The sequence below is a fragment of the Agriterribacter sp. genome, from assembly GCF_035445465.1.
Lineage (GTDB): Bacteria > Bacteroidota > Bacteroidia > Chitinophagales > Chitinophagaceae > Agriterribacter.
Genome location: NZ_DAOMQT010000043.1, coordinates 1 through 12,061 on the forward strand (window position 1 = coordinate 1; position 12,061 = coordinate 12,061).

Consider the following 12,061-nt stretch of genomic DNA (forward strand, 5'->3'; position numbering starts at 1 on the left):
TATTAAACCATAATCTGAAAAAATGGAATCTGGCGAGTTTATGAGCAAGCCCTAAATAAAGAACGCACAAATCAGATGTACATGGTTTGTGCGTTCTTTATTTTTAAAATAGAAGTATTTAAGCAAATTTTTTATTTAGCTATTCTTAACACAGGTTTAAGCGTTACACCGCTTTTTGATTCTTCAAAGGCCGTATTGATATCTTCAAAATCGTAGAATTTTATCAATTTATCAAAGGGGAATTTACCTTCTTTGTAAAACTGAATTAATTTTGGAATGTGTAACTGAGGAACAGAATCTCCCTGTACTGCACCCATCACTTTTTTACCTTCCATTAAGATATCATTGGTGAAGTTTAGCTTAACATCTCCTCCCATGCCAACGATGGCTACTGTACCTGAAACACGCAATGCGTGAATGGATTGGATGATTACCGGAGTTGCACCTGTTGTTTCAATGGCATAATGAACACCGCCGTTAGTAATTTTCTTAATCTCTTCCACCACATCTACTTCTTTGCCGTTTAATGCATGCGTTGCACCGAGTTCTATTGCCAGCTCTAAACGGTTTTGATGAAGATCCACTACGATAATATCTTTCAGCCCCATGATCTTAGCTGCCATCACTGCACTTAAACCGACAGCCCCTCCTCCATAAATGGCAATGGATGTACCGGGTTCAGGGCGCAAAGTATTCATAACTGTTCCACTTCCGGTTTGAATACCGCATCCTAATGGTCCTAATAAAGCAAGATCAACGTCCTTGTCTACTTTCACTACATTATTTTTGTTTGCAATGGCATAGGTTGCAAAAGAAGACTGACCAAAGAAAGTGGACACCGAATGATCATGTTGATGAATACGGTTTTTACCATCTCTTGATTTACCGCCAAAGTTCAGCTCTACCGTTCTTTCACATAAATTTTGATGACCTTTTAAACATTGCGAACATTCTCCACAGTAGGCATAAGAAAGTACGACATGATCTCCCGGCTGGATATTCGTTACACCGGAACCTACTTTTTCTATAATTCCAGCTCCTTCGTGGCCAAGTACCGCAGGGAATGGTGCTCCCCTTCCGTTCATTGATTCTGCATCGGTATGACATACACCTGTTGCCACAATTTTAATCAGAACCTCTTCTGCACCGGGTTCCGCTAATTCAACTTCTTCAATTTTCAATGGTTCGCCTGTGCTGTGTGATACTGCTGCTTGAATTTTCATAATATCCTCCTGATGATTGATTAAATAATTAAAGGCATTAAAACTAAAGTTACGTTATTAAAACGTAGATTATTTTAATAAAAACATTATAAAGAAGGTAAGCATAACAACTACCCCAACTGAGACAGTAAAAGCGATGTTCGCAGCTTTTGGCTAATGAAGGTTCCCGTGGGTGTGTATTGCCTGTATCGCCGTTTAATGACTGAAATTAACTTATCTTGAATATAAGATTGGAACGAACTCCTTTAATACGAAGAGGAAAGTGAAGAACACCTGAAAAATGCTATCGCCGGCTTTTAAAAAGATACCCCGTACAAAGGGCTCTGTTTAAAATAAACACCAAAGACAGGGATGATTTGGTGACCTTTGTAAAGAACAATACATAATGACAATAATAATAATGACATTCCACGAAACGTAATAGCTATGACCCATACCTATAAAATTACCGGCATGAGTTGCGATGGCTGCCGTACCAGGGTTGAGAAAGCCCTGAATACAATTGATGGCATTTCTGCGGTGGTAACCTTAGATCCTATGGAGGCAACCATCACCATGGGAAAACATGTACCTATAGGTAAATTACAGGAAGCGTTATCTGCTGCCGGAAATTACAGCATAGGAATGACCCGTCATCCATCGCATAATGCACAGGGCAATATTCCAAATCAGCATCAGGATGTTCAAAGCAATCATTCTCACAGTCACCAGCATCACCAAACAATGGCGGCAAAGCCACTGGCAGCAAATAGCGGAGGAAAATATTATTGCCCCATGCATTGCGAAGGCGATAAGCTGTACGATAAGCCGGGAAATTGTCCTGTGTGCGGCATGAACCTGGAGAAAGTGCCTCAGTTAACCCGGGTTACATTACAATATACCTGTCCGATGCATCCCGAAATTATAAGAGATGCACCCGGCTCCTGCCCGATATGCGGGATGGATTTAGTGCCCGTGACACCAACAAATGAAGAAGATGGCACCTATAAAGCGTTGGTAAAAAAATTTAAGATTGCCGTTCTTTTTACAGTTCCCATTTTTATTATTTCAATGGGTGAAATGATACCCGGCAACCCGATTTCGCATGTTTTGCCGCCGGGTGTTACCAACTGGTTGCAGTTTTTATTTTCGCTGCCTGTTATATTTTATGCCACCTGGATGTTCTTTCAGCGGGCATGGGTTTCCATCCGCACCCGGAATTTAAATATGTTTACGCTGATAGGCATTGGCGCAGGAGCTGCCTTTGTTTTTAGCATGATTGCGCTTTTATTTCCCTCATTTTTCCCGCCGCAATTTAAAGGCCATGATGGAACTGTACATCTTTATTTTGAAGCCGCAACTGTTATTCTTACCTTGGTATTATTAGGACAATTATTAGAAGCCAGGGCACATAGCCAAACCAGTGGTGCGGTGAAAGCGCTTTTAAAATTATCGCCAACAGATGCTGTTGTGGTAGTGAATGGAGAAGATAAGATCATCTCAATAAACGACATTAAAAAAGGCGATTTGCTGCGTGTAAAGCCGGGAGAAAAAATACCGGTAGATGGAAAAATAGTGGAAGGCAACAGCAGCGTTAATGAAGCGATGATAACCGGTGAGCCCATTCCGGTAGATAAAAAAGAAGATGATAAAGTAAGCTCGGGCACCATTAATGGCACCCGCAGTTTTGTAATGGAAGCAGAGAAAGTAGGCGCAGAAACTTTGCTTTCACAGATTATACAAATGGTAAATACTGCCAGCCGTTCAAGAGCGCCTATTCAAAAACTGGCGGATAGAATTGCCAGATATTTTGTTCCCATTGTTATTGGGGTTGCGTTACTCACTTTTATTGTATGGGCTGTTTGGGGACCCTACCCGGCTTATGTTTTTGCATTTGTGAATGCCCTGGCGGTTTTAATTATTGCCTGTCCCTGCGCATTAGGATTGGCAACCCCCATGTCGGTAATGGTAGGGGTAGGTAAAGGCGCACAAAGCGGGGTGCTCATAAAAAATGCCGAAGCACTGGAGAATATGAATAAAATAGATGTGCTGATAACCGACAAAACAGGCACGATTACCGAAGGGAAACCATCCGTAGAAAAAGTGGTTGCATTTAGTAATAATGATAAAACAGAAGTATTGAAATACAGCGCATCGGTTAATCAGCACAGCGAGCATCCGTTAGCGGAAGCAGTTGTAAAAGCCGCTAAAGAAAAAAATATACCGCTTGCTTCATTAAGCGATTTCTCATCGGTAACTGGCAAAGGTGTCATGGGTTTGGTAGACGGGAGAAAGGTAGCCCTGGGAAATAAAAAATTAATGGAGCAGGTACAGGAAACTGTTTCATCCCAAATGGAAGAAGAAGTCATCAAAGAACAGCTATCAGGCAAAACTATTTCTTATTTATCTGTTGATGGCGAAGTGAAAGGGTATGTTGCCATTGCCGATGCCATTAAAGCCACCAGTAAAAGCGCCATTAAATATTTGATGGGTAAAGGCGTGGAAGTAATCATGCTCACCGGTGATAATGCCAATACCGCAAAGGCGGTTGCGGATGAATTGCATTTAAGCAGTTTTAAAGCAGAAGTGTTACCCGGCGATAAACTCAACGAAATAAAACAATGGCAGGCACAGGGAAAAATAGTGGCAATGGCAGGCGATGGTATTAACGATGCACCTGCGCTTGCACAGGCAGATATAGGAATTGCTATGGGCACCGGCACCGATGTTGCCATTGAAAGCGCTGCTATCACCTTGTTGAAGGGCGACCTGCAGGGCATTGTAAAAGCAAAGCAGCTAAGCCATGCGGTTATGCGCAACATCAAACAAAACCTTTTTTTTGCCTTTATCTATAATATGCTTGGCATACCCGTAGCGGCAGGTGTTTTATATCCATCCTTCGGCATATTGCTTTCGCCCATGATTGCTGCGGCAGCCATGAGTGTTAGTTCGGTTTCGGTAATTGTAAATTCGCTGAGGTTGCGGAATTTGAAATTGTGATCGGTTGATTACACTAACACAACACACAAATGTGTAAGGGTTTTATGAGCCGGAGAGAAGAATATATATGTAGCTGCCGTTGCGTCGCACGCTTGTGCCGCATCAATTTATTCAGCAAATAAAAGAAAAGATAAACCGGTAAAGCACCCACACTTTTATAAACAATTTTAAAACCGGATCATGGAAAATAACATACTGGGTTTGCATCACATTACGGCCATTGCCGGCAATGCAAAACGCAATTATGAATTTTATACAAAGGTTCTTGGTTTGAGGATGGTAAAAAAAACGGTCAACTTTGATGATCCCGGTACCTACCATTTTTATTTTGGTGATGAGAAAGGAACACCCGGTACCATCCTCACTTTTTTTCCCTGGGAGGGAATCGGACAGGGGAGAACAGGTACAGGCATGGCAACGGATATCGGTTATTCCGTTCCAAAAGACAGTCTTGCATTTTGGGCAGACCGCTTTAAAAAGTTCAATATAAAACATGGGGAAGCGGCAGAAAGGTTTGGCGAGCCATATCTTTCTTTCCGGGATCCTGATGGTTTGAATATTGATCTTATTGTTTCAAATAATGAAGACAGAAGGAAACCCTGGGAAACGGAAGGCATTAAAGCAGATGTGGCCACAAAAGGTTTTCATAGTATTACGCTAACCCTGAAAAATATGAAAGCCACGGCTGAAATACTGACGGATGTATTGGGTTACAAGCTGGTAAAACAGGAGGGTAACCGTTATCGTTTTATTACAGATGCTATTGATCATGCAGCTATCGTAGATATACTGGAGCAGCCCGGTACGGCAGCAGGTTATAATGCTGCCGGAACCAATCATCACATCGCTTTCCGGGTGAAAGATGATAATATTTTAATGGCGTACCGCGAAAAAATTGCTGGCAGCGGTTTAAGCATTACGCCCAAAATTGACCGCGATTATTTCTTCTCCCTGTATTTCCGTGAGCCCGGTGGCGTGTTGTTTGAGCTGGCTACAGATAATCCCGGATTTACAAAAGATGAACCGCTGAATGAGTTGGGTATGCATCTCAAATTGCCCAAACAGTATGAATCAGCAAGAGCTGAAATTGAAAAGGTTTTGCCTTCACTTAGCTAATATCATGGTTATCATAAAATGAAGTATTTCTTGCCATGAATGCACGAATGTTTATTTGTGCCTGTCCGTCCGTTCAGGCGGGCATTCTGTACAACAAATTATTCCTGTTGCAAAAATTATCCTGAATAATTCCTGGCATTCTTATAAAGAGATAGCCACGGATACACGAATGAGCGATGAACCGAAAAAGGCTTATTCGTGTATTCGTGGCAAAGCAAACTTATATTTCCTTCATTATTTCAGCAAATATCCGGTAAGACTTCACCCGGTCTTCATGATCATATATATTGGAAACGGCCATGATCTCATTCACGCCCGTTTGCGCTAAAAAGTCTTCGGTTTTTTGCTTTACCGTTTCTTTGTTGCCGGCAAAGCTGTACTTCAGCATTTGCTGCAAAGCGGGGTTTTCCAGTATCCCGCGCAGCTCCGGCGTCATTTCGGTGGGTTCCTGCAGGTAGGTGGAAACACCTGTAAAAACAGCAAGGAACATCCGGATCAAAGAAGTTGAAATTTTTTCCGCTTCTTCATTGGTATCTGCTGCCATAACGTTAATACATGCAATGGTATAAGGTTCCTGCAAAAATTCCGATGGCTGGAAATTATTGTAATAAATGTTAAGCGCTTCAAACATATGGGTAGGGGCAAAATGACTGGCAAAGGCATAAGGTAATCCTTTTGCTGCTGCCAAATGTGCGCTGTCGGTGCTGGAACCCAAAATGTACAGGGGAACATTCACCCCTTCAGCAACCGTTACGCGTACTTTAGCGATGCTGTTTTCCGGGGAAAAATATTGCTGGATCAGGCTTATTTCTTCCGGGAATTTATACACCGACTGCATCCTGTCTGAACGAATAGCCTGGGCTGTAACCTGGTCTGTACCCGGAGCTCTTCCCAGTCCGAGATCAATACGGTTGGGGTAAAGTGAACCTAAGGTACCGAACTGCTCGGCCACGATAAGCGGCGAGTGATTGGGCAGCATAATTCCGCCGGAACCCACTCTTATTTTCTTTGTTCCGCCTGCTATATAGCCAATGAGTACCGCTGTGGCAGAACTGGCAATACCAATAGCATTGTGATGCTCTGCCAGCCAAAAACGATTGTAGCCCAGCGCTTCAGCCTCCTGCGCCAGGCGGAGGCTTTTTGTAAAAGTTTCTGCCGGATTGCTTCCGGCAGAAACAGTGGCCAATTCTAATATGGAATACGGTATATGCTTTCGATTCATTGTCATTTTAATTCCCCCGTTTTTTACAGTGATGATTATGCCGCCATATCAATACCCGCCGTTTTGATTCCTTAATGATTCATTTTTAAAAAGAAGGACACTGCAAAATTTACCGCCTTTTATAATGTAGCGGGTTCTGCTATTGCTTGTTTTACAAACTGCGCATTAGCCGGCAATTAATGCAAATCTACCATTATTTACTATACCTTTGTAAGTACTATACTAATGTATAGAACTATACTTTATGATAGCAAAAGAAAAAGCAATGAAAAAATCAGTTAAACCAGGGCATTCTGAATGTATGGGGATGTTACGCCCGATACGGGATGCCTTAGATGTTTTGAATGGCAAATGGAAACTTCCGATCATTGTTGCATTGACCTTTGGCGAAAAGCGTTTCGGGGAAATATCGAAAGAAGTTCATGGCATTACCGACAGAATGCTATCCAAGGAGCTGCGCGACCTGGAGATAAACGGGCTTGTAAAGCGCACAGTGGAAGACGCTTATCCTGTTAAAGTTACTTATGCCTTAACACCGCACAGCAAATCGCTTAACGAGGTAATTGAATCCCTAAAGAAATGGGGAATATTGCATAGAAAAAATATTTTGCAGCGTTAGGTAAAGAAACAGAAAAAGATGACTGGAATTTTTCCTGGCATAAGCATTACTTTAGTTCTAAATTATTTTTATGAATGATGTTCAATTAAAGCTGGATGAAAAAGGACACGGGCATTTTTATATTTTAGATGGAGAAGAGCAGGTGGCGGAAATGGTGGTAAGTATTGCCGGTGGCATGCTAACGGTATATCATACTGAAGTACTGCCAAAAGCCGAAGGGAAAGGATTGGCGAAGCAGTTGCTGTCTGCCATGGTGGATCATGCGCGGAAAAACGGATTAAAAGTAATTCCCCTGTGCCCCTATGTTCATGCGCAGTTTAAACGCCACGCAGATGCATACGCAGATGTGTGGCATAAGTCTGATCAATAAAAGAAAAGATTATTACAGATAGCCAAAACCTAAAAATTACAGTATGTGAAGCTCATTATAAAAAACATGGTTTGTCCGCGCTGCATCAGCTCAGTGGAACAAATAGTAAAAGATAATAAATTACAGGCTCAGTATGTACGCCTGGGAGAAGTGGCTTTAACTAAAGATCCGGGAAAAAAGAAGCTGGAGCAGTTTTCGGCAGCACTTAACAAAATCGGTTTTGAATTATTAGACGATCAGAAAATGCAGTTGATCGAAAAAATAAAGAACCTGCTGATCGGCAAGGTACAGGAAGGAAGTGTGGAAGATCATTTTAGTGTAAGCAAATTCCTGGGCAAAAAAATATTCAAAGACTATTCTGCGCTCAGTAAATTATTCTCTGAAGTGGAAGGCGTTACCATTGAGCAATTCTTCATTTTGCAAAAAATAGAAAAAGTAAAGGAGTGGCTCATGTACAATGAACTGTCTTTAAGCCAGATCGGTTTCAGCCTCGGTTATAGTAGTACACAGCATTTGAGCAGCCAGTTTAAAAAGTTCACTGGGATGACGGCCACACAATTCAGGCAATTGGGTGCATCGCACCGCAAAGCGCTGGATGCCGTTCACTAACCATTCACTACTCCATTTAAGTATACTTTTTATCCATAACAATGTAACAATAGGTACAGTATTGTGCAGAACTTTGCGTTATTATGCATAACGGCAAGATGAATACAGCGAACCATACTATAAAGCAATCCTTCCCGGTGCTTAATATGAGCTGTGCTTCCTGTGCCGCAAGCTCCGAAAGCATTTTGCAAAGCCAGCCCGGCGTTGTAAACGCGGCGGTTAATTACGCCAACGGAAACGCACTGGTGGAATATATTCCAACAGTTACCGGCCCTGCCCGGTTAAAAACAGCATTGCAGGGCATCGGGTACGACCTGGTGATTGATGAAAGTGAAGATGCGAAAGATGCGCTTGAGGCGCTGCAGCAAAAGCAATACAAAACGCTCAAGGCTAAAACCATAGCGGCGGTAATCCTTTCCATACCTGTTGTAATAATAGGCATGTTCTTTATGGGCCTGCCTTACGCCAACTATATCATGTGGGTATTGAGCACCCCGGTTATTTTTGTTTTTGGAAAACAATTCTTCGTGGGCGCCTGGAAGCAGGCAAAGCACCGCTCTGCTAATATGGATACCCTGGTAGCATTAAGCACCGGGGTAGCGTATTTGTTCAGCGCTTTTAATACGTTATTTCCGGACTACTGGCACAGCAAAGGGTTGCATGCGCATGTGTATTTTGAAGCCGCCGCGGTAATTATCGCGTTTATATTGCTGGGGAAACTATTAGAAGAAAAAGCGAAGGGAAATACTTCCTCCGCCATAAAAAAGCTCATGGGCTTACAACCTAAAACCGTTACCGTAATACAGGAAGGCGGCCACCAGGCGCAAATGTCCTTTGCAGACGTAACGGTGGGCACAACCTTACTGGTAAAGCCCGGAGAAAGAATACCGGTGGATGGAACCGTAAGCGCCGGCAATTCTTTTGTGAATGAAAGCATGATCAGCGGTGAGCCTGTTCCGGTTGAGAAAACAAAGGGCGAAAAAGTATTTGCCGGAACCATTAATCAAAAAGGGAGCTTCCGGTTTATTGCCGGCAAAGTAGGCGGCGACACGGTGCTGGCACACATTATTAAAATGGTACAGGAAGCCCAGGGCAGTAAAGCACCCGTACAAAAATTAGTAGATAAAATTGCGGGTATCTTTGTTCCGGTAGTAATAGGCATAGCATTACTAAGTTTGGTGGTGTGGATCATTTTAGGCGGAGATAGTGGGTTTACTCACGGGTTGCTGGCAATGATCACCGTGCTGGTCATCGCTTGTCCGTGCGCGTTAGGACTGGCCACGCCAACAGCCATTATGGTAGGGGTGGGCAAGGGCGCCGAAAACGGCATCCTCATCAAAGATGCCGAAAGCCTGGAGCTGGCAAAAAAAGTGGATTCGGTTATTCTTGACAAAACCGGAACCATAACGGAAGGAAGACCGTCTGTTACAGATATTATTTGGCTGAACAACGATGCTAAGGATATTGCTGTTCTGTTATCTGTTGAAAAACAATCGGAACATCCCCTGGCCGAAGCAATAGTGAAATATCTTAATGCCACCCCTGATTTGCCCGTGCAGCACTTTGAAAGTTTAACAGGTTTTGGTGCAAAAGCGCAGGTAAACGATCAAACCTGGTATGCGGGCAATTTGCCATTACTGCAAAAAAATAATATAACAGTTGCGGACCAGTTGCAACACGCGGCAGAAAAATGGCTGGCAGAAGCTAAAACAGTGATCTATTTTGCCAATGAAAAGCAGGCGCTGGCAGCAGTGGCCATCGCAGATACTATAAAAGCTTCTTCTGGGGAAGCTGTAAAGCAATTGCAGGATGCCGGTATAACAGTTTATATGCTCACAGGCGATAATGCAGCTACGGCAAAAGCTATTGCAAACCAGGTTGGAATAACGCACTTTAAAGCAGAAGTATTACCGGAGCAAAAGGCGGAGTTTGTAAAAGCCCTGCAGCAGCAGGGTAAAACAGTGGCTATGGTGGGCGATGGCATTAACGACAGTACCGCGCTGGCACAGGCGGATGTGAGCATTGCTATGGGCAAAGGCAGCGATATTGCTATGGATGTGGCCAAAATGACCATCATTTCATCCGATCTTTCTAAGATTCCCAAAGCCATCCGGTTATCAAAACATACAGTTGCCACCATTAAACAAAACCTGTTCTGGGCATTTATTTATAACTTTATAGGCATACCTATAGCTGCAGGTATTTTATATCCCGTAAACGGATATCTTTTAAACCCAATGATTGCAGGGGCAGCCATGGCATTGAGCTCCGTAAGTGTAGTGGCAAACAGCTTAAGATTGAAGTGGTTGAAATTATAAATGATTTGATGCTTTGCATCCAGTAAAGTACAACATATTTCAAAAGATACAACTGTATGCGCTGTCATGCCGGTACTTTATAAAAAATTAGAAATGAATAAAATACTGGATACTGTCAAAAAACTTTTCAAAAACTGGTTTACCAAAAGCTGCTGTAAGTAAACAGCATGCCCGGGTATTGCGGTAAACTGATAACTCAATTACAAAAACATGCAATCATGAAAACGATACAGCTCAAAACGAATATCAATTGCAGCGGATGTGTGGAAAAAGTAACGCCTTCGTTAAATGAAACTTTTGGAGAAACCAACTGGAATGTGGATACCGCAGATCCTAAAAAAATATTAACGGTTACTGCGGATAACGCGGATGAAACGAACGTAATAAAAGCAGTGGAAAGAGCAGGTTATAAAGCAGGGAAACTGGATTGAATGATCATTTAAAATATATACACGATGAAAAAAAATGTATTAAAACAGGCAGTACCCGGTGTTAACCTGCTTTTGCAATCCTTTATTGTTATTGTTTTAGTGGTTTTATTTGCCGCATGCAGGCAGGGAGGTGCTGCCGGTGTAATGAATAAAACCTATGAAGGTGAGGGCGACAACTTAGAAAGAGTTACACAGGAAATGGTTGCTCCGCCACTTTTGCCGAAGCACGACCAGGTAGCCATTGGCGGGCCGAAGATCGTTGAGGTAACTTTAACCATAGCCGAAAAGAAAATAGAAATAGCCCCCGGCGATTCTGTTTGGGCAATGACGTTCAATGGTTCAGTACCCGGCCCTATGATCGTTGTGCACCAGGATGATTTTGTAGAGCTAACGCTTAAAAATCCTGCCACCAATACCCAGATCCATAACATAGATTTTCATGCGGCAACGGGCGAGATGGGCGGAGGTGATATCTCCATGGTCAACCCCGGACAGCAGGTAAAATTCAGGTTCAGGGCTACCCGGCCGGGTGTTTTTGTATACCATTGCGCACCGGGTGGAATGATGGTACCCATGCACGTAGTTTCGGGTATGAACGGCGTTATTATGGTGTTGCCCCGTGAAGGATTGAAAGATGAAAAGGGCAACCCTGTTACTTATGATAAGGCCTTTTATATTGGAGAACAGGATTTTTACCTGCCCAAAGACGCCGATGGGAAATATAAAAATATCGCCACGCCCCAGCAGAGCATGCAGGAAATGGAAGGGGCTATCAAAACACTTATCCCTACCCATATTGTCTTTAATGGCCATAAAACCGCGCTGATTGGTAAAAAAGCGCTCACCGCTAAAGTAGGAGAAAAGGTTTTATTTATTACTTCACAGGCCAACCGCGATACCCGTATCCACCTCATTGGCGGTCACGCCGATCTGTATTGGCCGGGAGGTAAATTCAATAACCAGCCCTATACCGACCTGGAAACCTGGGCTATACCGGGCGGTTCTGCCGCCGCCGCTTTATATAAGTTCCGCGAGCCGGGCACTTATGTATATTTAAATCATAACCTGATAGAAGCATTTGCTTTTGGAGCTATTGCCCAGATAAAAGTGGAAGGGGAATGGGACAACAGCCTCATGAAGCAGATTGAAAAGCCGGACGCCATTAAATAAGGGA

10 protein-coding genes are annotated in these 12,061 nt (G+C 43.0%); 8 read left to right on the forward strand and 2 right to left on the reverse strand.

Annotated features, from left to right (window positions below):
• Positions 1-131: 131 nt before the first annotated feature.
• Entirely contained in the window at positions 132-1,223 is a 1,092-nt protein-coding gene (locus tag PLE34_RS16640; RefSeq protein ID WP_324558780.1) for an NAD(P)-dependent alcohol dehydrogenase, read from the reverse strand.
• 426 nt (positions 1,224-1,649) lie between these two features.
• Between PLE34_RS16640 and PLE34_RS16645 the strand changes: the two genes are divergently transcribed.
• Both PLE34_RS16645 and PLE34_RS16650 read left to right on the forward strand, forming a co-directional pair.
• A complete protein-coding gene (locus PLE34_RS16645) occupies positions 1,650-4,202 on the forward strand; it encodes a heavy metal translocating P-type ATPase (protein WP_324558782.1) in 2,553 nt (850 codons plus the stop codon).
• A 180-nt stretch (positions 4,203-4,382) separates the two neighbouring features.
• Complete coding sequence (locus PLE34_RS16650) at positions 4,383-5,318, forward strand: ring-cleaving dioxygenase (RefSeq protein WP_324558784.1); 936 nt, start codon at positions 4,383-4,385, stop codon at positions 5,316-5,318.
• Positions 5,319-5,538: 220 nt separating this feature from the next.
• Here the strand turns inward: PLE34_RS16650 and PLE34_RS16655 are convergent, their stop codons facing one another.
• Positions 5,539-6,546 (reverse strand): LLM class flavin-dependent oxidoreductase, encoded by a 1,008-nt coding sequence (locus PLE34_RS16655; protein WP_324558786.1) that lies wholly within the window; start codon positions 6,544-6,546, stop codon positions 5,539-5,541.
• Positions 6,547-6,805: 259 nt separating this feature from the next.
• Between PLE34_RS16655 and PLE34_RS16660 the strand changes: the two genes are divergently transcribed.
• The 6 genes from PLE34_RS16660 to nirK all read left to right on the forward strand — a co-directional run bounded on the left by PLE34_RS16660 (position 6,806) and on the right by nirK (position 12,057).
• Positions 6,806-7,159, forward strand: a complete 354-nt coding sequence (locus tag PLE34_RS16660) for a winged helix-turn-helix transcriptional regulator (protein ID WP_324558787.1) — start codon at positions 6,806-6,808, stop codon at positions 7,157-7,159.
• Between the two features lie 70 nt (positions 7,160-7,229).
• Positions 7,230-7,529 carry a GNAT family N-acetyltransferase gene (locus PLE34_RS16665; RefSeq protein ID WP_324558788.1) on the forward strand — a complete coding sequence of 100 codons (300 nt, stop codon included), beginning with the start codon at positions 7,230-7,232 and terminating at the stop codon, positions 7,527-7,529.
• A 45-nt stretch (positions 7,530-7,574) separates the two neighbouring features.
• Positions 7,575-8,138, forward strand: coding sequence for a helix-turn-helix domain-containing protein (locus PLE34_RS16670; RefSeq protein ID WP_324558790.1), 564 nt, complete (start codon positions 7,575-7,577; stop codon positions 8,136-8,138).
• Between the two features lie 98 nt (positions 8,139-8,236).
• Positions 8,237-10,456, forward strand: a complete 2,220-nt coding sequence (locus tag PLE34_RS16675; protein ID WP_324558791.1) for a heavy metal translocating P-type ATPase — start codon at positions 8,237-8,239, stop codon at positions 10,454-10,456.
• 218 nt (positions 10,457-10,674) lie between these two features.
• The gene (locus PLE34_RS16680) at positions 10,675-10,887 is read left to right on the forward strand and encodes a heavy-metal-associated domain-containing protein (protein WP_324558793.1); all 213 of its coding nucleotides are present in this window, start codon (positions 10,675-10,677) and stop codon (positions 10,885-10,887) included.
• Between the two features lie 24 nt (positions 10,888-10,911).
• The gene (nirK, locus tag PLE34_RS16685; RefSeq protein ID WP_324558795.1) at positions 10,912-12,057 is read left to right on the forward strand and encodes a copper-containing nitrite reductase; all 1,146 of its coding nucleotides are present in this window, start codon (positions 10,912-10,914) and stop codon (positions 12,055-12,057) included.
• Positions 12,058-12,061: the final 4 nt, after the last annotated feature.

What these genes read in the sequence shown, in the direction of transcription:
- PLE34_RS16640 (WP_324558780.1), bottom strand. Translation starts at nt 1,223, where the DNA reads ATGAAAATTCAAGCAGCAGTATCACACAGCACAGGCGAACCATTGAAA.
- PLE34_RS16645 (WP_324558782.1), top strand. Translation starts at nt 1,650, where the DNA reads ATGACCCATACCTATAAAATTACCGGCATGAGTTGCGATGGCTGCCGT.
- PLE34_RS16650 (WP_324558784.1), top strand. Translation starts at nt 4,383, where the DNA reads ATGGAAAATAACATACTGGGTTTGCATCACATTACGGCCATTGCCGGC.
- PLE34_RS16655 (WP_324558786.1), bottom strand. Translation starts at nt 6,546, where the DNA reads ATGACAATGAATCGAAAGCATATACCGTATTCCATATTAGAATTGGCC.
- PLE34_RS16660 (WP_324558787.1), top strand. Translation starts at nt 6,806, where the DNA reads ATGAAAAAATCAGTTAAACCAGGGCATTCTGAATGTATGGGGATGTTA.
- PLE34_RS16665 (WP_324558788.1), top strand. Translation starts at nt 7,230, where the DNA reads ATGAATGATGTTCAATTAAAGCTGGATGAAAAAGGACACGGGCATTTT.
- PLE34_RS16675 (WP_324558791.1), top strand. Translation starts at nt 8,237, where the DNA reads ATGAATACAGCGAACCATACTATAAAGCAATCCTTCCCGGTGCTTAAT.
- PLE34_RS16680 (WP_324558793.1), top strand. Translation starts at nt 10,675, where the DNA reads ATGAAAACGATACAGCTCAAAACGAATATCAATTGCAGCGGATGTGTG.
- nirK (WP_324558795.1), top strand. Translation starts at nt 10,912, where the DNA reads ATGAAAAAAAATGTATTAAAACAGGCAGTACCCGGTGTTAACCTGCTT.